The 23,081-nt window shown below is 42.2% G+C and carries 21 protein-coding genes; 8 read left to right on the top strand and 13 right to left on the bottom strand.

What is annotated here, in order from left to right:
• Positions 1-6: 6 nt before the first annotated feature.
• Entirely contained in the window at positions 7-987 is a 981-nt protein-coding gene (gene tyrA, locus C727_RS0110305) for a bifunctional chorismate mutase/prephenate dehydrogenase (RefSeq protein WP_017445560.1), read from the bottom strand.
• Positions 988-2,055, bottom strand: a complete 1,068-nt coding sequence (locus C727_RS0110310) for a 3-deoxy-7-phosphoheptulonate synthase (protein WP_017445561.1) — start codon at positions 2,053-2,055, stop codon at positions 988-990.
• Between the two features lie 166 nt (positions 2,056-2,221).
• Between C727_RS0110310 and C727_RS19550 the strand changes: the two genes are divergently transcribed.
• Both C727_RS19550 and C727_RS0110320 read left to right on the top strand, forming a co-directional pair.
• Complete coding sequence (locus C727_RS19550) at positions 2,222-2,614, top strand: VanZ family protein (protein WP_017445562.1); 393 nt, start codon at positions 2,222-2,224, stop codon at positions 2,612-2,614.
• A complete protein-coding gene (locus tag C727_RS0110320; protein WP_162131395.1) occupies positions 2,521-3,492 on the top strand; it encodes a ketopantoate reductase family protein in 972 nt (323 codons plus the stop codon). Before C727_RS19550 ends, C727_RS0110320 begins: the two co-directional genes overlap by 94 nt.
• Here C727_RS0110320 and thiI read toward each other — a convergent pair.
• The 3 genes from thiI to pomA form a co-directional block, all read right to left on the bottom strand.
• Positions 3,467-4,918 (bottom strand): tRNA uracil 4-sulfurtransferase ThiI, encoded by a 1,452-nt coding sequence (gene thiI, locus C727_RS0110325; protein WP_026052670.1) that lies wholly within the window; start codon positions 4,916-4,918, stop codon positions 3,467-3,469. The two genes, C727_RS0110320 and thiI, sit on opposite strands and share 26 nt — an antisense overlap.
• A gap of 76 nt (positions 4,919-4,994) precedes the next feature.
• Entirely contained in the window at positions 4,995-5,933 is a 939-nt protein-coding gene (locus C727_RS0110330) for a flagellar motor protein MotB (protein ID WP_017445565.1), read from the bottom strand.
• A gap of 13 nt (positions 5,934-5,946) precedes the next feature.
• Complete coding sequence (pomA, locus tag C727_RS0110335) at positions 5,947-6,705, bottom strand: flagellar motor protein PomA (RefSeq protein WP_017445566.1); 759 nt, start codon at positions 6,703-6,705, stop codon at positions 5,947-5,949.
• A 215-nt stretch (positions 6,706-6,920) separates the two neighbouring features.
• Here pomA and xseB point away from each other — a divergent pair, with 215 nt between their 5' ends.
• Genes xseB through C727_RS0110365 form a run of 5 tightly spaced genes read left to right on the top strand, consistent with a single transcriptional unit; the run spans position 6,921 to position 11,403 of the window.
• Positions 6,921-7,175, top strand: a complete 255-nt coding sequence (gene xseB, locus C727_RS0110345; RefSeq protein WP_017445568.1) for an exodeoxyribonuclease VII small subunit — start codon at positions 6,921-6,923, stop codon at positions 7,173-7,175.
• Entirely contained in the window at positions 7,165-8,049 is an 885-nt protein-coding gene (gene ispA / locus C727_RS0110350) for a (2E,6E)-farnesyl diphosphate synthase (protein ID WP_017445569.1), read from the top strand. The genes xseB and ispA overlap by 11 nt, the downstream gene beginning before the upstream one ends.
• A 7-nt stretch (positions 8,050-8,056) precedes the next feature.
• A complete protein-coding gene (gene dxs, locus C727_RS0110355; RefSeq protein ID WP_026052672.1) occupies positions 8,057-9,931 on the top strand; it encodes a 1-deoxy-D-xylulose-5-phosphate synthase in 1,875 nt (624 codons plus the stop codon).
• Entirely contained in the window at positions 9,918-10,367 is a 450-nt protein-coding gene (locus tag C727_RS0110360; RefSeq protein WP_017445571.1) for a MarR family winged helix-turn-helix transcriptional regulator, read from the top strand. The genes dxs and C727_RS0110360 overlap by 14 nt, the downstream gene beginning before the upstream one ends.
• Positions 10,368-10,398: 31 nt before the next feature.
• Positions 10,399-11,403: a hypothetical protein gene (locus C727_RS0110365; RefSeq protein ID WP_017445572.1), complete on the top strand. Its 1,005-nt coding sequence runs from the start codon at positions 10,399-10,401 to the stop codon at positions 11,401-11,403.
• Positions 11,404-11,463: 60 nt separating this feature from the next.
• Here the strand turns inward: C727_RS0110365 and sucD are convergent, their stop codons facing one another.
• The 8 genes from sucD to sdhC all read right to left on the bottom strand — a co-directional run bounded on the left by sucD (position 11,464) and on the right by sdhC (position 21,178).
• A complete protein-coding gene (gene sucD, locus C727_RS0110370) occupies positions 11,464-12,336 on the bottom strand; it encodes a succinate--CoA ligase subunit alpha (protein ID WP_017445573.1) in 873 nt (290 codons plus the stop codon).
• On the bottom strand, positions 12,333-13,502 hold the full coding sequence (gene sucC / locus C727_RS0110375) for an ADP-forming succinate--CoA ligase subunit beta (protein ID WP_017445574.1): 1,170 nt from the start codon (positions 13,500-13,502) through the stop codon (positions 12,333-12,335). The genes sucD and sucC overlap by 4 nt, the downstream gene beginning before the upstream one ends.
• A gap of 19 nt (positions 13,503-13,521) precedes the next feature.
• The gene (odhB, locus tag C727_RS0110380; protein WP_017445575.1) at positions 13,522-15,048 is read right to left on the bottom strand and encodes a 2-oxoglutarate dehydrogenase complex dihydrolipoyllysine-residue succinyltransferase; all 1,527 of its coding nucleotides are present in this window, start codon (positions 15,046-15,048) and stop codon (positions 13,522-13,524) included.
• 12 nt (positions 15,049-15,060) lie between these two features.
• On the bottom strand, positions 15,061-17,877 hold the full coding sequence (locus tag C727_RS0110385) for a 2-oxoglutarate dehydrogenase E1 component (protein WP_017445576.1): 2,817 nt from the start codon (positions 17,875-17,877) through the stop codon (positions 15,061-15,063).
• 96 nt (positions 17,878-17,973) lie between these two features.
• Positions 17,974-18,684: a succinate dehydrogenase iron-sulfur subunit gene (locus tag C727_RS0110390; RefSeq protein WP_017445577.1), complete on the bottom strand. Its 711-nt coding sequence runs from the start codon at positions 18,682-18,684 to the stop codon at positions 17,974-17,976.
• 14 nt (positions 18,685-18,698) lie between these two features.
• Positions 18,699-20,462 (bottom strand): succinate dehydrogenase flavoprotein subunit, encoded by a 1,764-nt coding sequence (gene sdhA, locus C727_RS0110395; RefSeq protein WP_017445578.1) that lies wholly within the window; start codon positions 20,460-20,462, stop codon positions 18,699-18,701.
• Positions 20,463-20,810, bottom strand: a complete 348-nt coding sequence (gene sdhD, locus C727_RS0110400; protein WP_017445579.1) for a succinate dehydrogenase, hydrophobic membrane anchor protein — start codon at positions 20,808-20,810, stop codon at positions 20,463-20,465.
• Positions 20,804-21,178 (bottom strand): succinate dehydrogenase, cytochrome b556 subunit, encoded by a 375-nt coding sequence (sdhC, locus tag C727_RS0110405; RefSeq protein ID WP_017445580.1) that lies wholly within the window; start codon positions 21,176-21,178, stop codon positions 20,804-20,806. Before sdhC ends, sdhD begins: the two co-directional genes overlap by 7 nt.
• Positions 21,179-21,768: 590 nt before the next feature.
• On the opposite strand from sdhC, the gene C727_RS0110410 reads away from it, so the two are divergent.
• On the top strand, positions 21,769-23,052 hold the full coding sequence (locus C727_RS0110410; RefSeq protein ID WP_017445581.1) for a citrate synthase: 1,284 nt from the start codon (positions 21,769-21,771) through the stop codon (positions 23,050-23,052).
• Positions 23,053-23,081: the final 29 nt, after the last annotated feature.

Consider the following 23,081-nt stretch of genomic DNA (forward strand, 5'->3'; position numbering starts at 1 on the left):
TTAAGGTTACCTCCGGTTGTCTTCAAATTCTTGAGCAGCGCTAAGCATGCGTCGACTTTCTTTCATAAAATGTTCAGCATAGTCACCAAACCAATGTTTGACCTCGCCAAATACTTGAATAAATTTTTCTTTATCACCCTGCTTAACTAATTGAATAGCGGCTTGAAAACGCTCAACAAATCGCTCTAACACGTCAAGTCCTTCAGCGTTTGAAAAGATAATATCCGCGTACAACTGACCATCTTGAGCAAATAAGCGACCAACCATCGCCAATTCCAGACGGTAAATCGGTGAACTCAACGCAATGAGTTTGTCTAGCTCAGGTCCTTCTTGTTGCAAATGGCGACCATATAAAAAAGTTGAAAAATGACGCATGACTTGGATAAAAGTCATTGCTTGATCATGGTCACGGGCTGATACATATTCCAGTCGAGCACCTAATGCTTTAAAGTCTTTTAATAACCAATCGGCCATTTTGTTATCACGGCCTTTACAAACCGCTATTACTTGATCTCGGATGTCACTCACATCAGGTCCAAACATAGGGTGCAAACCAACCACAGGCCCTTGATGGGCTTCTAACATGGCACGTAATGGTTTAACTTTAATACTGGTCAAATCTGCAAGTAAGGTGTCTGCCATTAAATATGGCTGCAACTGAGCAATGATATTTTCGGTTTGGTTAATTGGCACAGAAACAACCACCAAGTCTTGCTCTGCTAAAATACTGGCAGCATTGGGCCAGTCATTTTTTTCAAAACAAACCACCTGATGGCCAATCGAATTAAATAACTTGATAAACAGACGCCCTAAACGGCCTCCGCCACCAACCACACAAATACGTTTAGGATCGGCTGTGCTATCCAGATGAACCGCTTGCTGTTTTTGCCATTGAGTTTCGAGCGCCGCCTTTTGTTCACTCAAGGTTTTTATTTGTGAATCTATTGCTGCAATTTTTGCGGCTAAATCATCCTGCATAGCTGTCATTTACCTACGCGTTTTTAATGGGGCAGATAATTGTTCGGCCATCTCGCGCAATAAAGTTTCGGTGGTTTGCCAGTTAATGCAAGCATCGGTAATAGAAACACCGTATTTCATATCCGCTACACATTGGTTTGACGCTTGATTACCTTCGTTTAAGTGGCTTTCTAACATCACTCCAATAATGGATTGATTGCCATTTACGATTTGCTCTACTACGTCACGGGCAACCACAGGTTGGCGGTTATAATCTTTGTTTGAGTTTCCGTGGCTACAATCTACCATAAGTGCAGTATTTAAACCGGCTGCCGCTAACTTTTGTTCACAAATGGCAATATCTTTTGCTTGATAATTTGGCCCTTTACCACCACGTAAAATAACATGACCATCTGGGTTGCCTTGAGTTGAGATCACTGCGACCTGACCTTGTTGGTTAATCCCCATAAAACTATGCGGTGAAGCTGCTGATTTGAGCGCGTTAATTGCTGTGTCTAGGCTCCCATCCGTGCCGTTTTTAAAACCGACAGGCATAGATAAACCACTGGCCATTTCGCGGTGTGTTTGTGACTCTGTTGTTCTTGCACCAATCGCGGACCAGCTAAACATTTCAGCCAGATACTGCGGACTGATAGGGTCAAGCGCTTCGGTTGCCATTGGGATCCCCATGTCAGCCAACTCAATTAATAATTTACGCGCTTTATGTAAACCTTCTTCAATACTAAAAGTGCCATCAATGTTTGGATCATTAATTAACCCTTTCCAACCAACGGTTGTGCGTGGTTTTTCAAAATAAACCCGCATCACTATATATAAATCTTCGTTCAGCTCATCGTGTAATTGTTTTAGTTTTTTTGCATACTCAATTGCCGCATCCACATCATGGATTGAACAAGGACCACTGATAACAATAAAACGTTTATCTTTACCTTGTATAATATCTGACAGGGTTTTACGCGCCCCGGCGATAAACTCCAATGCCTGCTGTGACACTGGCAAAGCCGCTTTTAGTTGTTCTGGGCTGATAAGCACAGTTTCTTTGTTGACGTAAACATTATTTAAATTATCTTTGAGCATGCTGTTGTACCGATTCTTTTTCCGAGGCCTGAATGAATGGCTAATGATAGAACTTAACATTGTAACGAATTGCGCTCTGATATACAGCACTTTTTAAGCAAATTGTTTGCCTGTCAAAGCGGCTTTGCTATAATTTTGCGCAATTTATTCAAATGGATAGCGCCCTATGGCTTGCTTAAACAGACTTAAAACCCAGGCGATTTATGTATTGACGCTAATGGCGTATTTAGTGGCTACGTTTTTATTTTTTAAACCGATGGAAAATAGCGAACCGCCTCCGTTTGCGCATTTTGATAAACTTGCACATTTTATCGTCTTTGCGGGTTTAGCATTTTTGTCTGTGTTAAGCCTAGCTAAAAAACAAATTCGTTATTTTATTCCCGTATTGCTATTTTTAGCATTGTACGGAGGTTTAATCGAAGTATTACAAGGCACTTTTTTTCAACGGCAAATGAGCTTTGCCGATTGGGTCGCCGATATCAGCGGCTGTTTATTTATTTTAGTTTTATTCCGGAGTACCCCATTAAAACACCTACACTTTTGGGCTGCGGCGCATTAGGCAGCCTGATTGCAGGCTATTGTCAGCGCGCCAATATTCCTCTAAATGCTTTTTTGCCCCCCAGTTGCGCAGGCCAAACCTGTTATCAAGGGCAACTTAAGTTATTATCGGGCGAAACGATCCAGCTATCGCTTGCCAAACAAACCTTACCAGCAGAGGTGATTCTGGTTTGTTTAAAAGCCTATCAAATTGCACCCCAAATAGCTGCTTTGTCAAAGCTTGGATTAATTAAAAAAAATGCGCAAATTATATTATTAAATAATGGCTTAGGTATACGCGAACAGGTTTTATCAATCTTACCAGACGCTGATATTGTGAACGCAAATTCTACCATGGGTGCACTAAAAACGGCTGTTGGCAAAGTGCAGCAAACGGGTTTAGGCCAATGTACCTTTGGTCGTCTTGCTCCCCATACGAGTACATCCACACCACAAATCCTGCAATCATTAATACAAAGTCACCCCCATGCTTTTAGCTGGTCTCAGCAAATAGCACTTAGCCTATATCAAAAGCTATTTATTAATTGTTTAATTAATCCGATCACGGCTCGCGATCAAGTTAAAAATGGTGACCTGCTCCAGGCTAAATATTATGATGAATTGCTTCAATTGAGCGCTGAAATAGCAAGTTTAACCCGCAAATCGCCCACGTTAGCAAAATATGGTTTTAACCAAAAAAGTGTGTTAGATCAGGTATTACAAGTAGCCGGGGCAACAGCAGCCAATTATTCATCAATGAATCGGGATATTTATTTTAAGCGCAAAACCGAAATTGAATATATCACTGGCTATTTGTTAACAATGGCCCAGTCAGTGGGCATTGAATTACCCACTCACCAAGCACTTTATCATCTTATTTTACAGGCTGAAACAACTTAACATTAACATGGCCTTGCTCTTTTAAATGCAAGGCTTGTAATTTGCTCATCACACCTTTTTCGCAATAAAGCAAATACTCTTTAGCGGGATCTAACTCACCAAAACGTGTTGAAAGTTTAAAAAACGGAATATGGATAACTTCAGCTGACGCTATCTCCAGCGGAGATTGCTCTTCTTCTTCGCTTGAACGAACATCAATAATTACTTGATTCGGTCCAACGGCGTCGAGCGACTCTACCTCTTCAAGCTGATCACGCCCTGCTTGCGCAAGTTCTTTAATATCATAAAGTTTGGCTTGTTCAACCACATCGTCAATCATTTGCATATAAAATTGCGCTTCGTTGGCCAGAACTTTATCTTCTGGTGCTGCAATATTCGGACGCTGAGAGATCACACCACAATATTCTGGCATCGTGCGAGCAAAATCCTCAGTGCCAATTTGCCGTGCTATATCTATGATATCTTGTTTGTCCATGGCCACTAAAGGCCTTACCACTAGGTGATCGGTAACTTTATCAATTAAGGCTAAGTTGGCCAGTGTCTGGCTTGAAACCTGGCCCAAGGCTTCACCAGTGACCAAACCTGAAATACGCAAACGTTTTGCAACTTTTTCGGCTGCCCGCAACATCATCCGCTTTAGCACAACCCCCATCAAACCTGAATCGATATTTTCTAAAATCTCAGCCACCACTGGCTGAAAATCAACGGATACAAATTTAACCCGGTGTGATGCACCAAATTTATCCCATAAATAATATGCGACCTGCTGCACACCAACTTCATGAGCGCTGCCACCTAAATTAAAAAAAACAAAATGCGTTTTAATACCGCGACGCATTGTTAAATAAGAAGCAACACCAGAATCAAAACCGCCTGAAATTAATGATAAAACTTCATCTTGTGTAGCAATCGGAAAGCCGCCTAACCCTTTAAACTGATCGCTTATAATGAATAGCTGATCATTCGCGATTTCAAGTTTGATTTCGAGCTCTGGCTTTTTTAAATCTACTTTGGCAGAAGCAATCGTTTGGTTTAAACCACCACCTACATATTGCTCAACATCTTTAGATGTAAAATCATGTTTACCACGGCGCTTCACACGTACACTAAAGGTTTTGTTTTCTAACTTACTGGCATAAAGTTGATGGACTATCTCAAAAGTTTTTTCAAAAGATACAAAGTCTGACTGTAATACTTTGCTAAAACCATGCACACCCGGCACGCATTTAAGCAATTCTATCGCTTCATTTTCTAAACCTTCACTGACTCGCACATCTATGCAGTCCCATTGCTTTTGTACCCAAGCTTTGGGATCTCGGCGTCGCAATACGTTTTTGATATTACTTTCTAATATTTTTGTAAAACGTTGTCGCACCGAGCGACTTTTAATTGAAATTTCTGGGTGTAGTTTGGCAATAAATTTGATCATAAGCTGTGAAACATTTGAGGTTGGGCGAAAACAGGCGGCGATTATAGCGCTTTACGCCGCCCTTTAAAAATTTTTATGGTGTTGCCTGAATCGGGTCTGATTCTTTGGCTTTACCTTGCATGATTGAAATTTCCACCCGACGGTTGCGCCGTCGGTTTTCAATCGAGTTGTTAGGTACTAAAGGCTGAGTATCAGCGTAACCGACGACGACAAGACGGTTGGCATCAAAACCGGGCGTGCGAACCATTTCATGCGCAACAGACACTGCCCGCTTAGTCGATAACTCCCAATTAGATTCATATAGTTCAGAAACTAAATTTTGATTATCCGTATGACCAGAAACAGTGATCTCTCCCGGTACTTCATCTAATAACTGAGCGACCTGCCGAATAATTGGTTTAAACTGAGTTTGCAAAAATGCGGAACCCGATGGAAACGCACCTTTTTCTCTCACCCGAATAATGATTTGTTGACCCAAAGATTCTAACTCAATTGCACCATCAACTATCTGTTCTTCTAATTGATGTGCAATTTTTTTAACTAAATCACTAATTTCTTCAGCGCTTGAGTCAGCTGTTGAAGACGAACTTTGTGACGATTGCTGGACTGCAGCGTCAGAGGAAGTCCCACCCATTTGCTCGCCTCTTTGTTTCTGTCGACCGCCTGAAGATGCGTCATCCCCAGCTTGAAATTCAAGCGTTTGTTGCGTCATATCAACCGTTTGCTGCTGAATGGTTTCAATTGGTGTGGGATCGGGGCGGCCGGGTCTGAACTCTTGTGCAATCACTGAAGTCCCTTTGGGAATGTCTTTGATTTCTAATTTATTTTGAACACCAAATGCAAATTTCATTGAGCCGGCAATCTGTTTAAATTTAAGCACGTCCATCTCAGAAAATGCCAATAAGAGTACAAAAAAGCACATTAGCAGAGACATTAAATCTGCAAAAGTTGCCATCCAAGCCGGCAGTCCCGGCGGCGGACATTTTTTGCATGGTGGGCAATCTGCTTTCATTCTGGCTCCTTAGCTATTCTTCGCCGGTCGAGCGCTTTTTCTCGGCAATATAATTTTTAAGTAAACCTTCAATCACGCGTGGGTTTTGCCCATCTTGAATACCCAAAATAGCATCCAAAATTAGGTTTTGGTTTAACTTTTCTTCTTCTTTTCTTAACTCCAATTTATTCGCCAACGGCAGTGCAATCACATTCGCTAAAAAAGCCCCGTATAGGGTAGTTAACAAAGCCACCGCCATCGCTGGACCTATTGCCTTAGGATCATCCATGTTTGATAACATGGCCACCAAACCAATCAGCGTCCCTATCATACCCATGGCTGGCGAAACTTCACCAAGTGCTTTCAAAATACCAATGCCAGCTTCGTGCCGCTCGGTTGTCAGGTCTATGTCTTTGCGTAGTGTCGCTCGCACCACCTCACCGTCATGCCCATCAACCAGCATGTCAATTCCCTTGCGCATAAAAGGGTTTTCGACTTCGGCTTCTTCAAGTGCCAAAAATCCGCCTTTACGAGCCGCATCAGCCATTTCTACAGATTTTTCGATCAGCGCTTCTGGACTTTCAATTTTAAACATAAAAGCTTTGCCTAAAATTTTACCAATACCAAAAAACTGACCCATGCTGAAATTTGCCATTACCACAAATAAAGAACCACAAAAGACAATGAGTACTGACGGTACGTCAACAAACATACCTATATCACCACCCAATATCATCGCCATGACGATAAACGCGATAGCACCGAGCAAACCTATAACCGTTGCTAAATCCACATGTCCTCCAGCCGTCAACCAGTTTTTACTGATCCAATATTGTATTAGAAATTATCTATTTATCGACAATATAAACTAATTTTTTAGTCGGTTTTACTTTTTAATGCTTTTTTAGTTAAAAAATAGGACCCAATAACTCTTCATTAACAGGTTTAAATTGACCAATTGGGCTCGCTGTTGTAGTGTTTTGCCGATATTTTAAGGAGCAATAAGCCATGGCCGTAAAAAAACCAGAAAACATGTCGTTAGAGGACAATCTTTTAGAACTTGAGCAATTGGTCGGTCAATTAGAAAACGCCGATATCTCGCTTGATGATGCACTTAAACAATACGAACGAGGCATTCAGTTAGTTCGCGCCAGTCAGTTAAAGTTAGAAACCGCTGAACAAAAAATACGAGTTTTGCAGCAAAAAAATGGTCAGCCAGAGTTAGTCGAAACTGACGAACAGAGTTTACGGCATGACGATTGAACAAAAATTGGCAGAGTTTCAGCACTCTTTTAATCAAGATTTGTTGAGACTTACAGAACAACTAGACAATAAACACAGCGTGCCTCTTAAGCAAGCAATGCAATATAGTCTGACCAACGGCGGTAAGCGCTTGCGCCCATTTTTAATGTATTTGGTTGGTGAAGCTTTAGAGGTTGATATCAAGCTGTTACAACCCGCGGCGTTTGCACTTGAATGTATTCATTCATATTCCTTGGTTCACGATGACTTACCAGCAATGGACGATGACGATTTACGTCGAGGCAAACCAACCTGCCATATTCAGTTTGATGAAGCGACCGCCATCTTAGCGGGTGATGCTCTGCAAGCACTTGCGTTTGAGTTAATTGCCGACGCTGAGGTCAGTTCTGATGTCAAAGTCAGTTGGATGAAAGATTTGAGCCATTTTGCCGGTTACCACGGAATGTGCTCTGGACAAGCTTTAGATTTAGCGGCAGAAGATCATAAAGCGAACCTAGCAGAGCTTGAACAAATCCATTTACATAAAACCGCGGCTTTGTTACGTTGTGCGGTACGCATGGCGTGTGCTGCTAAACCTGATTTAGCGCCTGAGTATCTAACTAAGATAGATTTGTTTGCCAGTCGACTCGGGTTAGCCTTTCAAATTCAGGACGATGTATTAGATGTGATTTCGTCAACCGAACTGTTAGGCAAACCTCAAGGTTCAGACGAAAAGTTAAATAAAAGCACATATCCGGGGTTATTGGGTTTAGCGGGTGCTAAAGACAAAACAGAACAAGTTTATCAGTCTGCACTAGAGCAAATTCAGGATCTCCCCTACAATATAGAGTTACTATCATTACTTGCACAGTATATCGTTAAACGACAGCACTGATGAGCGCATGAGCATAAATATAAATCAATACCCAAGGTTAAGGCTAATTAACCAACCTGAAGATCTTCGTAGCCTACCAGCCGACGAACTGGCTAATGTAGCGCGCGAATTAAGAAATTATTTACTGGCCTCGGTGAGTCAGAGCAGTGGTCATTTTGCATCCGGGTTAGGGACAGTTGAACTTACTGTCGCTTTGCATTATGTATATAAAACCCCTTTTGATCAAATTATCTGGGATGTTGGCCACCAAGCTTACCCACATAAAATTTTAACTGGGCGACGCGATCAAATTCATACTATTCGACAATTTAATGGTTTGCATCCGTTTCCTTGGCGTGAAGAAAGTGAATACGACAGTTTAAGTGTCGGCCATTCATCAACCTCCATCAGTGCCGCGCTGGGCATGGCCATTGCTGCTGAACAGGAAAACAAAAATCGCCAAACTGTCGCTGTCATTGGGGATGGCGCTATGACTGCGGGAATGGCCTTTGAAGCACTAAATCATGCAGGCGATCTTAAAAAGAATATGCTGGTGATTTTAAACGATAACGACATGTCAATTTCTGAAAACGTCGGTGCACTGAACGCCCATTTAGCAAGAATTTTGACTGGCTCTATTTATACCTCGTTTCGAGAAGGTGGAAAAAAGATCCTCAATAATGTGCCGCCAATAAAAGAACTGGCAAGCCGAGCTGAAGAACATTTAAAAGGCATGATAGTGCCTGGCACTATTTTTGAAGAACTCGGATTTAACTATATTGGTCCAATTGACGGTCATGATGTCAATGCGCTGGTTGAAACGCTGAAAAACCTGCGCGGGATGAAAGGGCCGCAACTGCTACATGTGATCACAAAAAAAGGCAAAGGCTATCACCCAGCCGAGCAAGATCCGATTGGCTACCATGCGGTGCCTAAATTTGACTTACAGCACTGTGAATTACCAACAAAAAAAACCAGCTCACCTTCTTATTCTAAGATTTTTGGTGATTGGTTATGTGATATCGCCAGCCGTGATAAAAAACTGATGGCGATAACACCAGCAATGCGTGAAGGTTCAGGTTTAGTCCGGTTTTCGCGCGAATATCCAAAACAGTATTTTGATACCGCAATTGCTGAGCAGCACGCAGTCACCCTTGCAGCAGGCATGGCCATCCAACAATTAAAACCTGTGGTCGCAATATATTCAACGTTTTTACAACGCGCATACGATCAGCTCATTCATGATGTGGCACTGCAAAATTTAGACGTTTTACTTGCCGTGGATCGTGCTGGTATTGTCGGTGCCGATGGCCCAACCCACCAAGGCACATTTGATTTAAGTTTTTTACGCTGCATTCCCAATCTTGTGCTCATGGCCCCAAGCAATGAAAACGAGTGCCGTTTATTGTTAAATACAGGCTACCAATATAAAGGCCCTGCTGTCGTTCGCTATCCAAGAGGCTGCGGGCCTGGCATTGAAATCACAACAGATTCAGAAACCTTGCCAATTGGGCGGGGAAAACAGTTAACGCAAGGTAAATCCATAGCCATTTTAAACTTTGGCTGTTTAGCACATTTTGCTGAACAAGCGGCCAATCGTTTAAACGCAAGCCTGTATGATATGCGTTTTATTAAACCGTTAGATAAACAGTTGATATTAACGGCCGCAGCCGAATACGATTATCTGGTCACAGTTGAGGATAACGTAGTGCAAGGTGGCGCCGGCAGCGGAGTATTAGAGGTATTAGCAAACGCGGGTATATGTAAACCCGTACTGACTTTGGGTGTACCAGATGAATTTGTAAAACATGGCAGTCAAACTGAAATCTATCAAATGTTAAAATTAGACGCTGAAGGCCTTTATCAGCAAATAAAAACATTTACGGGTTATGCAAAAAACTGACATGGAAAAAACGCTAGGTTATTGTTTACATAACCTAGCCTTTAACCTAAAAGCCGTTTTAAAAAAAACGTTTAAAACGAATGGTTATCAACTGACGCCAGAAGCCTACTTTTTATTAAATTTAATCCCTACATCTGGCATTGCCCAACAAACACTGGTTAAAAAAACTGGTAAAGATAAAGCAGCGATTACCCGCCTGCTCGACTCGTTAAACCATGATGGATTAATTGTTCGCCGTGTCCAACCAGATAATAAACGCAGAAGCCACATCAAATTAAGTGAACAAGGTGAAACTGTGATTGAGAAAATTAATGCTGAGTTAACTAGAATTAGTGAGCCTATGTTAGTTGGCATTAGTGCAGCGGAGAGAGAAAAGCTTTATCATCTGCTAAACCAATTGAACGCGAATCTAGCTCAAATTTCTGATAGTATCTGAGTTTATAAACCGACTGAAAGACATTCAAGTTATGAGTAATCCTATTGCCCTCTATGCGCTGGATCCTCAACTGGATCTAAAAGAATGTTGTCAAAATGCCTGTTATTGGGGTGCAAATACATTAATTGTATCACCTGAACTATACGATGAACCTGAGTTAAACAAACAGTTAAACAAATTTGGTTTAAATTTATGGCTTAATATTTCTGTATTTAACCAAAAAAGCTATTTGAAAAAACATCCGGACAAAATCGCAATAACGCAAAAAGGCAATTTGGCCAATAATGACTGGTGCCAATTTGTTTGTCCCAGCGATCAAATATTTTTATCTGAGCTTAAACAGCAAATCACAAACTACTTATCTGCCCTATCACCTCAGTACATAAGTTTAGATTTTTTACGCCAATATTTAAATTGGCAAACCCTGACCTATAACGAATTAAATTTTAATCAAATTGAATACGGTTGTTTTTGTAGCAGGTGCATAAATGCTTTTTATCATTCAGATTTAGCCAGTGCCGATGCCACAGATGAAATTGAGAGCCAAGTTTTTAGTGCTGACTTCGCCCGCTGGAGGGGCCAAATAATAGAGCAAATCTGTGCTGATTTATCTCAGTTAATCCGACAGATGTGTCCAAGCGCTCAACTGGTATTAAATACCTTGCCTTGGCCAGCAGGTGATATTCAAAATGCACAACAGTTACTCGGGGGACAGAACCTCAAAAACATAGGTCGCTATTTTGATGCGATTTCGCCAGTTGCGTTTTCGCATTTGTTACCACAACCACCCGAACATGTGGCTAAGCTCATGGCAGGATTAAACCGCGAGAATCAAACACCTGTGTATTATGGTTTACAAATTTCACATTGGCGCTATAAAAAAGCCATTAGTGCGGCGCAGTTTGAACGTGAATTGAAATACTATTTATCTTCATCACATAAAGGTCTGGTTGTTTATGATTATGCGGAGCTTAAAAAAGATGGCCAAAAAGCCGCTATTTTTAAACGCCATCTGAATCCAGAAATTAATTTCTAAAAAAACAACACAGCCATTATTGGCTGTGTTGCTTTCAGTAACTTAGTTGAAGCGTTTTATTTACCAGTTTGTCGCTTTAGCCAAGGCTTTACCTATGTCCGCTAACGAATCAACAGTTGTAACACCGGCTTCGTTCAAGGCAGCAAATTTTTCTTTTGCAGTACCTTTACCACCAGAAATGATAGCGCCCGCGTGACCCATACGCTTACCAGCCGGCGCAGTCACACCAGCGATATATGAAACAACAGGCTTAGTCACGTTTTCTTTGATGAAGGCTGCCGCTTCTTCTTCAGCGGTACCACCGATTTCACCTATCATGACAATAGCTTCGGTTTTTGGATCTTCTTCAAATAAACGTAAAATATCGATAAAGTTTGAACCTGGAATCGGATCACCACCAATCCCCACACAAGTTGACTGACCAAAACCTGCATCAGTGGTTTGTTTAACCGCTTCGTAGGTTAGAGTACCCGAACGAGAAACAATACCAACTCGGCCCGGTAAATGAATGTGCCCTGGCATAATACCAATTTTACATTCACCCGGCGTAATAACACCTGGGCAGTTAGGGCCAATTAAACGAGCGCCTAATTCATCACAGCGAACTTTAGCTTCTAACATGTCTAAAGTTGGAATACCTTCAGTAATACAAACAATTAATTGAATGCCTGCATTAGCGGCTTCTAAAATTGAATCTTTACAGAATGGCGCAGGAACATAAATAACACTGGCTTCGGCGCCAGTTTCTGCAACCGCTTCGGCAACCGTATTAAAAACGGGTAAACCTAAATGAGTTTGACCACCTTTACCTGGCGTTACCCCACCGACCATTTTAGTACCATAAGCAATTGCTTGCTCTGAGTGGAATGTACCTTGTGAACCGGTAAAACCCTGACAGATAACCTTAGTATCTTTATTGATTAAGATGCTCATGCTTGACCCTCCGCTGCTTTAACCACTTGCTCAGCAGCATCTGTTAAACTGGTTGCAGCAATAATATTTAATCCACTTTTTGCGAGCACGTCCGCACCTAATGCTGCATTGTTACCTTCTAGGCGAACTACAACAGGTACTTCAACACCAACTTCTTCAACTGCGCCAATCACACCTTCGGCAATCAAGTCACAGCGAACGATACCGCCAAAAATGTTAATCAGAACCGCTTTAACTTTTTCATCACTCAAGATAATTTTAAAGGCTTCAACGACACGCTCTTTGGTTGCACCACCACCAACATCTAAAAAGTTTGCTGGTGCGCCGCCGTGTAGTTTAACAATGTCCATGGTACCCATAGCTAAACCAGCGCCGTTAACCATGCAACCAATGTTACCGTCTAATGCAACATAGTTTAATTCCCAGCTGGCAGCATGCGCTTCACGCTCGTCTTCTTGGCTAGGATCGCGCATTTCGCGTAAATCAGGGTGACGGTATAAAGCATTGCTGTCGATGACAACTTTTGCATCTAAGCAAAGTAAGTCATCATCATTAGTGATGACTAACGGATTTACTTCGATTAAAGCAACGTCTTTTTCAGCAAACAATTTTGCTAAACCTAAAAAGATTTGCGTAAACTGTTTAATTTGTTTGCCTTCTAAACCTAATTTAAATGCAATTTCACGTGCTTGATAGGGCTGTGCGCCAACCAAAGGATCAATCGCAGCTTTTAAGATTTTTTCTGGCGTTTCTTCAGCCACTTTTTCAATTTCTACACCACCTTCTGTCGATGCCATAAAAACAATTCGACGAGTTGAGCGGTCAACAACAGCACCTAAATAAAGCTCTTGTTTAAATGGGCAAGCTGGCTCAACTAAAATACGGCTAACTGGCTGACCTTTTTCATCAGTTTGATAGGTCACTAAGTTTTTGCCTAACCACTGGTTAGCAAACTCTTCTACTTCTTTTTTGCTTTTAACCAGTTTTACACCGCCAGCTTTACCACGGCCACCGGCGTGGACCTGGGCTTTTACGACTAGGGTGTCACCTTCGACTTGATCAAACGCAGCAACTGCTTGCTCCGTTGTTTCACAAGCAATGCCTTTGGCAACAGGTAAACCATACTGTGCAAACAGCTGTTTACCTTGATATTCATGCAAGTTCATTCGCTTATTCCTTGTTTAATTAAATGTCCAGCAACAATCGTGTTGGATCTTCTAAAAGCTCTTTAACTGTGACTAGGAAACCAACGGATTCTTTGCCATCGACCAATCTGTGATCGTACGATAGCGCCAGATACATCATTGGCAAAATTTCTACTTTTCCGTTCACGGCCATTGGGCGTTCTTGAATTTTATGCATACCCAAAATGGCTGTTTGAGGTGGATTAATGATAGGAGTCGATATAAGAGAACCAAACACACCACCATTAGTAATAGTGAAGTTACCACCTGTCATTTCATCTATGGTTAACTTTCCATCACGACCTTTAATCGCTAATTCGCGGATGCCTTTTTCTAAATCAGCCAGTGATAATTGATCACTGTCGCGTAAAACAGGTGTCACCAAACCACGAGGGGTTGAAACCGCAATGCTAACATCAAAGAAGTTGTGATATACAATATCATCACCATCAATTGACGCATTCACTTCTGGAAAACGTTTAAGTGCTTCCGTGACTGCACGAACAAAAAACGACATAAAGCCTAAACGGATGCCATGTTTTTTCTCAAAAGCATCTTGGTAGCTCTTACGAATATCCATAACTGGCTTCATGTTAACTTCATTAAATGTGGTTAACATGGCTGTAGAATTTTTGGCATCTAATAAACGTTCAGCAACACGTTTACGTAAGCGTGTCATAGGAACGCGTTTTTGTGAACGCTCTGCAGCATCAACTGGCTCAGCTAAAGACTTTTGTGCGGCTTCTTTTGATGCTTGACGCTGTGATTTAGCACGAACATAAGCTTCAACATCTTCTTTAGTGAGTCGACCTTTTTCACCACTGCCTTTGATGTTTTTAGCTTCTTCAGAGCTGATACCATTTTGTGATAATGCCCGGCGCACGGAAGGTGATAATGTACTGCTGTCACTTTCTGACTTTTCTTCGCTGCTTTCTTTAGCGGCTGGCGCTGGCGCACTGCCCCCTTTTAAAATGCTCGCGATCACTTGTTCACCATTGACCGTGCTGCCTTCGTTTTCTAAGATTTCGCCCATCACGCCATCCGCTTCGGCAACCACTTCTAAAACCACTTTATCAGTTTCAATATCAACTAAGTTTTGGTCTCGTTTGACTGCGTCACCCGCGCTCACGTGCCAAGTTGCAATAGATGCATCGGCCACTGATTCTGGTAATACAGGCACTTTTACTTCGATTTTTTCGCCAGAAGATTCGTTACTCGCTTGCTCGCTTGAGCTGCTTGATTCTTCTTTAGCCGGTGCTTTTTCGCTGTCGCTCGCACTGGCAGCTGAACCACCTTCAGCAAGTTTACCAATGACTTGCTCACCTAATACAGTGTCGCCTTCTTGATGAATGATTTCTTCAATCACACCATCCGCTTCGGCAACCACTTCTAAAACAACTTTGTCGGTTTCAATATCAACCAGATTTTGATCTCTGGTGACTTTGTCGCCTGCTTTTACATGCCAGCCCGCGATTGACGCGTCGGCTACGGATTCTGGTAATACTGGTACTTTAATATCTATCGCCATGACTCTAGTCTCTTATTCTATATCCAATCCAAGTGCCTGATGCACTAACTCTTTTTGCTGTTTGTTGTGTATTGCCAAATAACCTACCGCAGGTGATGCAGAGGCTGAACGGCCAACGTACTTAAGGCTTGCACCCGAAGGTATCACATTCCAAAAATGATGCTGGCTGCAATACCAAGCACCTTGGTTTTGGGGTTCTTCCTGACACCAGATAAACTCTTTAACGTGAGAATATTGCTCCATAATTGTATCCATTTCTTGTTCAGGGAACGGATACAATTGCTCAATACGCACAATAGCAACATCATCAATTTCATTTTTACGGCGTGCTTCGTACAAGTCGTAATAAACCTTGCCACTACACATGACCACACGTTTAACCTTTTGACTATCCAAATCGTCTATTTCGCCAATCACATTGTGATATACGCCTTCGGCTAGTTCTTCTAATGAAGAGACTGCTTGAGGGTGACGCAACAATGATTTAGGTGACATAACCACTAGCGGACGGCGCAATGGTCGAATTGCTTGCCGGCGGATCATGTTAAATACCTGCGCAGGTGTAGACGGAATACAAACCTGCATATTGTGATCTGCGCACAACTGTAAAAATCGCTCTAAACGAGCCGATGAATGCTCAGGCCCTTGACCTTCGTAACCATGAGGCAGCAATAAAGTTAAACCACACAAACGACCCCATTTTTGCTCGCCTGAACTTAAAAATTGGTCGATAACTACTTGTGCACCATTGGCAAAATCACCAAATTGAGCTTCCCAAATCGTTAATGTTTGTGGCTCGGCCGTTGCATAACCATACTCGAATGCCAATACTGCTTCTTCAGAAAGCACAGAATCGTAAATCTCGATTTTTGCTTGTTCCTCAGAAATATGCGCTAACGGCATATAGCTAGAATCATCTTTTTGATTATGAATAAATGCATGTCGATGGAAAAAGGTTCCGCGCCCACAATCCTGGCCTGTTAAACGAATTCGAGTACCTGCTTCAACTAAATCAGCATACGCTAAGGTTTCGGCAAAACCCCAGTCGAGTTTTTTCTCGCCGCTCGCCATCAACTGTCGATCTTGATAAACCTTTTTAACACGTGAATGTGGCGTCACTGTTTCCGGATAAGTTGAAGCTTTTTCGGCTAAATATTTTAATCGGTCAACCGATAATTTTGCATCGTACTCAACATCCCAGTTATGGTTTAAATAAGGTTTCCAATCAACTGAATGCTCGGCCATAGGTCGCCATTCATCAACCACGCAGGCGCCATGATCTAAAGCAGTACGATAATCTGCTACGGCTTTTTCTGCTTCCTGCTCCGATAAGGTGCCTTCGCTAATTAATTGTTGTGCATATAACTGACGCGCAACTGGATGTTTTTTGATCACTTTATACATAGACGGCTGAGTCGCACTCGGCTCATCGGCTTCATTGTGACCATGGCGGCGGTAACAGACAAGGTCAATCACCACATCACGTTTAAATTTGTTTCTAAAGTCTAATGCAACTTCTGTGGCAAATTGCACGGCTTCTGGATCATCAGCATTGACATGGAAAATCGGTGCCTGAACCATTTTTGCTATATCAGTACAATACTGGGTCGAACGAGTATCTTTGGGATTTGAGGTGGTAAAACCAACTTGATTGTTGACCACAATACGCACAGTCCCACCTACTGAATAAGCTCGTGTTTGCGATAGGTTAAAGGTTTCTTGCACCACACCCTGACCCGCAATGGCTGAATCACCATGAATGGTAATTGGCAGCGCCATTTTACCATCAGAGTTATCTCGGCGATCCATACGTGCTCGTACCGAGCCCATAACCACTGGATTAACGATTTCTAAGTGTGACGGGTTAAATGCTAACGCTAAATGAACGTTGCCACCGGGTGTTGCAAAATCAGACGAATAACCCATGTGATATTTAACATCACCAGAACCTAGACTATTGTCGTGTTTGCCAGAAAATTCATCAAATAATACTGACGGGTTTTTACCTAATACGTTAACCAAAACGTTTAAACGACCACGGTGCGCCATCCCTATGACCACTTCTTTAGTACCGTGAGCACCCGCATTGCTTATCAATGATTTAAGCATAGGAATAAGGGCATCGCCCCCTTCCAACGAAAAACGTTTGGCGCCAGGGAATTTACTAGCTAAGTATTTTTCAAGGCCATCGGCTGCAACCAATTCTTTATAAAGTTTTAGTTTTTGTTCGGTTGAGACAGCGGCTTTTCCCTGCACTGATTCAAGGCGGCTTTGAATCCAGCGTTTTTCTTCGGTCGAGGTGATATACATATATTCGGCACCGATTGAACCACAATAGGTTTTAACCAGTAAACTTTGTATATCTTTTAATTTGAGCGTTTCACTATCAACAGCCAGTGAACCCACATTAAATGGTTTATCCAGGTCACTTTGCTCAAGAGAATGGTGTGAAAGTTCTAAATCGCGTACGCGTTCTTGTTTCCATAATCCAAGCGGGTCAATATTTGCGTGCTGGTGGCCACGGAACCGGTAGGCATTAATTAACTGTAATACTTTAACTTGTTTAGAGTCAGACGTGATTTGCGGGACTATTATTTTACCGCGATGGGCATTTTTGGCGGCGAGTTTAAAATCTTCTCTGATTTCTGAGTGTTTACTTTCAACGCTAACACCATCAACACGAGGAAGTTCATCAAATAACGCGCGCCATTCTTCATTTACACTTTGCGGGTTATCCAGATATTGTTCGTATAACTCTTCGATATATGTGGCATTTCCACCGGCCAATTGAGAAGACTCAAGCCAAGCTTTCATTGTGCCTTCGTGCATTCTTTTTTCCTTTACCGCTTTCTAAAACGGATATTTCGCTAGGTTAATTTAGCCATCCAAATTGGATGGCTAAGCAAAACTGTCTAACAAGGCGACTTACACTGCCTTACTTAACAGCATAGAACGGATCTTACCAATTGCTCTCGTCGGGTTTAACCCTTTAGGACACACATTAACGCAGTTCATGATGTTATGGCAACGGAAAACGCTAAAAGAATCATCTAATTCTGATAAACGCTGCTCAGTTGCACCATCACGTGAGTCGGCTAAAAAGCGATATGCATGTAGGAGCCCTGCTGGCCCGATAAATTTATCCGGATTCCACCAGAATGACGGACAAGAAGTTGAACAACAAGCACACAGAATACACTCGTACAAGCCATCAAGCTTTTCACGCTCTTCTGGTGATTGCAAAAACTCTCGAGTTGGTTTGGCTTTTTCGTCCGGAATTAAATAAGGTTTAACTTTTTCATACTGGGTATAAAACTGAGTCATGTCGACAACTAAGTCGCGCACCACAGGTAAACCCGGTAAAGGGCGAATAACAATTTTATTGCCTTTTAATGCTGACAACGGCGTAATACAAGCCAAGCCATTTTTACCGTTCATATTTACGCCATCAGAACCACAGACCCCTTCCCGACATGAACGGCGGAATGATAAAGTAGAGTCTTGCTCTTTAATCTGCAGCAAGGCGTCTAACACCATAATATCCTGACCGTCCTCTAACTCCAGTTCATAGTCCTGCATTCTGGGCTTGTTATCAACGTCTGGATTATATCGGTAAATTGAAAATATTTGTTTCATCAGTAACCCCGTGCTTAATAAGTACGTACTTTAGGCGGAAATGCTTCACGCAGCTTAGGTTGCATATTCACCTCACGGCGGGCCATAGACTCGCTTTCTGGCTGATAAATAGAGTGACACAACCAGTTTTCATCATCACGATCCGGGAAGTCAAAACGGCTGTGTGCGCCGCGGCTTTCAGTGCGATAGTTTGCAGCAACCGCGGTTGCAAACGCAGTTTCCATCAAGTTATCTAACTCTAAACATTCGATGCGCTGAGTGTTAAATTCTGAACTGCGGTCATCCAACTTAGCCACTTTAAGTCGTTCGCGAATTTCTTTAAGCTCGGCCAAACCTTGTGCCATTGAGTCGCCTTCACGGAAGACCGAAAAGTTAAGCTGCATGCAGTTTTGCAAATCCTTTTTGATTTGCACGGGATCTTCACCTTTATCCGTAGACTCCCAGCGATTAAAGCGGGTTAATGAAGCTTCGATATCTGAGTCAGATGCTTCGCTCGTACTATAATCATTTAACGCGTCACCAAGATATAAACCAGTTGCACGACCAAATACTACTAAGTCGAGCAAAGAGTTGCCACCTAAGCGGTTTGCACCATGTACAGACACACATGCAATTTCACCACAGGCATATAAACCATCAATTAAATAATCTTTACCGTTTGAATCAATACCAACAGCTTGGCCATTTACATTGGTCGGAATACCACCCATCATATAATGACAAGTTGGGATAACTGGAATTGGTTCTTTAACTGGATCAACATGAGCAAAGGTTCGTGACAATTCTAAAATGCCTGGCAAACGGCTCTCTAATACGTCTTTACCTAAATGATCTAACTTAAGTTTGATATGCGTCCCCCAAGGACCTTCACATCCTCGACCTTCACGGATTTCAGTCATCATAGAACGAGCTACAACGTCACGGCCGGCTAAATCTTTGGCATTTGGCGCATAACGCTCCATAAAACGTTCGCCGTCTTTGTTCAACAGGTAGCCGCCTTCACCGCGACATCCCTCAGTTACTAAGGTACCCGCACCTGCAATACCAGTTGGGTGGAATTGCCACATTTCCATATCTTGCACAGGTACACCAGCACGTAGTGCCATACCCACACCGTCACCGGTATTAATATGTGCATTTGTGGTTGAAGCAAAAATACGCCCTGCACCACCAGTCGCTAACACGGTTGCTTTTGATTTAAAATAAACCACTTCACCTGTTTCGATGTCGATGGCAGTACAACCAACCACAGCACCTTGCTGGTTTTTTACTAAGTCCAGTGCATACCACTCACTAAATACAGTGGTTTTATTTTTAACATTTTGCTGATATAACAAATGCAATAATGCGTGTCCAGTACGGTCAGCGGCTGCGGCGGTACGTGCTGCCTGCTCGCCACCAAAGTTTTTAGACTGACCACCAAAAGGTCGCTGATATACTTTGCCGTTTTCAAAACGTGAAAATGGTAAACCTAGGTTTTCTAGTTCCAGGATCGCTTCTGGTCCTGTTTTACACATGTATTCAATAGCGTCTTGGTCACCAATATAATCTGACCCTTTAACGGTATCATACATATGCCATTGCCAGTTATCCTCGTGTGCGTTGCCCAACGCAACTGTGATCCCACCCTGCGCCGAAACTGTGTGAGAGCGAGTTGGGAATACTTTAGACAACAAAGCACAGGTTTTACCTGATTGCGAAATTTGTAATGCAGCACGCATACCTGCACCACCGGCGCCTATCACGACGGCATCAAATTCTCTGACTGGAATATTCACTTATACACCCCACAAAACCACGGCGCCTGTTAACAGGTAGGCGATCGCGATAATATTTAGAAAAAACTGTAAAAAAAGACGGGTACCCGCTGGTTTGACATAATCGGTTAGTACTTGCCACAAGCCAATCCAAGCATGCGCAGTTAAACTAATTAGCGCGATCAAAGTAAATACTTTAACCCAAACGGCTGAAAATAAGTCGCTCCAAATGGCATAAGTTAATTCGGGCGTTGTTGCCAAAAAGACAATCATAAAAATTGCGTACGCCAGCATTACAATGGCACTGGCTCGCACTAAAATAAAATCATGGGGTCCGCTGCGCCCCACAGTTGCGGCATTTTTTACCATACCCAAACTCCTGCAATAACTGACAAGACAACGGCCAATACAACCACAATTTTTGCGCTTAAATTGCCCGACTCAAGATTTTCCCAATGGCCTAAATCCATAACTAGGTGACGTAAGCCGGCTAACACATGGTAACCCAGTGCAGTCAGCGTACCCCAATAGATGAATTTGCCCCAAATACTTTGGGACCATTGGTGAACTTGCTCAAAGCCAGTTTGAGATGAAAGGGACGCGGCTAATACCCACATTAAAATGCCCATGGCAATAAACATGGCAACGCCGGTAACACGATGCAGAATAGATGCAATAGCACTTGCCGGGAATTTGACTGTGGTCAAATCCAGGTTTACAGGTCTTTGCTTTTTCACGAGTTTACCCACTTTTTTTGATTGCTTGATATTAAACCCATTACGGATTTTAAAAATCGATTTAGTTTACAAGCTGAGTTTTGTTTTTTTGTTACGGAGACTAACAATTATTAATCACCCTCTGAATGTTAAGCTAAGCTGGCAAAAGTAACAACCAACTTACGAAAAAACAGCCAGATAAATACAGCTCCGATGGGTCTTAATTTATAGCTTAATTTTGAGCAAAAAGTTTATTTTTTTAATGAATTAAACGCATTTTTGAAATGAATATATTTAACATTGGGCATAAATATTATTTAAGTTAGTATAACAGCTGTTTTTATCGCACAAACTAACGTAAAGTATTTTAACGATGAAGCTCAGACTTATTAAGTTTTATACAACTGATTTCATTCGGCGAAAAGACTGTTACAATGTTTGGTCTTGGGACTTGATTAAAATTTTGTTTTTTACAAACTTGAAATCTAAGCGACTAAACTTTGCAAGATACAACTGGTATTATTACCGAAAGCAAATTGACAAACTATGTCAGTTTCACGTATTAATAATAACTCAACCTGTCACACGACTTGCTCGAAAGGAGAAACTCTATGGCTGATAAGAAAGCCATCCTCAATGTAGACGGACAGCAGATTGAATTACCCGTCCTCAAAGGCACAATGGGCCAGGATGTCATTGACGTCCGAACACTCGGTAAACATGGTTATTTTACTTTTGATCCGGGTTTTCTGGCAACAGGCTCCTGTGAGTCTGCAATCACCTTTATTGATGGTGCAAATGGTGTTTTATTACACCGAGGCTATCCAATCGACGAACTTGCTACAAAAGCAGATTATTTGGAAGTTTGTTACCTACTGATTCACGGCAATGCGCCGACTGAAGCTCAGTACAAAGACTTTGTTAAAACCATTAAACGACATACCTTAGTACATGAAGGTATTGAGTTTTTCTTCCGCGGCTTCCGTCGTGATGCACATCCAATGGCGATGTTATGTGGCACTGTCGGTGCTATGTCATCTTTCTACCACAGAGACTTAGACATCACAGATCCTGAGCAACGGGTGAGATGTGCGACACGTTTAGTAGCCAAATTACCAACCATTGCTGCCATGTGTTACAAATACAGCATTGGACAAAAGTTTGTCGGCCCTAAAAATGACTTAAGCTACTCTGAAAACTTCTTAAACATGATGTTCTCAGTGCCAGCAGAAGAGTACAAATTAGAGCCAGCCGTGGTTCGTGCAATGGACAGAATCTTTACATTACACGCTGACCACGAGCAAAATGCTTCAACTTCTACCGTACGTTTAGCAGGTTCATCTGGTGCCAACCCTTATGCCTGTATCTCAGCGGGTATCGCGTCATTGTGGGGCCCTGCACACGGTGGTGCAAACGAAGCCTGCTTAAACATGTTAGAAGAAATTGGCTCTGTTGACCGCATCGACGAATACGTTGCACGTGCAAAAGACAAATCAGACCCGTTCCGTTTAATGGGCTTTGGTCACCGAGTTTATAAAAACTTCGATCCTCGCGCTAAAGTAATGCGCGAAACATGCCACGAAGTATTAGACGCGTTAGGTATTAATGATCCTTTATTAGACGTAGCAATGCGTTTAGAACAGATTGCATTAGAAGACGAGTACTTCATTAGCAAAAAGCTCTATCCAAACGTTGACTTCTACTCAGGTATTATTTTAAAAGCTATCGGTATCCCAACGAATATGTTTACCGTTATCTTTGCGATGTCACGTACCATTGGTTGGATTGCACACTGGCACGAAATGCTTAGTCAGCCGGGTGCTAAAATTGGTCGTCCACGCCAAATGTACACGGGTGAGTTACCACGAGCATTTACGCCAATCGCTAAAGACTGATATAATTAATTATTCAGTTCGATATAAAA

Source organism: Gayadomonas joobiniege G7 (assembly GCF_000300815.1).
Lineage (GTDB): Bacteria > Pseudomonadota > Gammaproteobacteria > Enterobacterales > Alteromonadaceae > Catenovulum > Catenovulum joobiniege.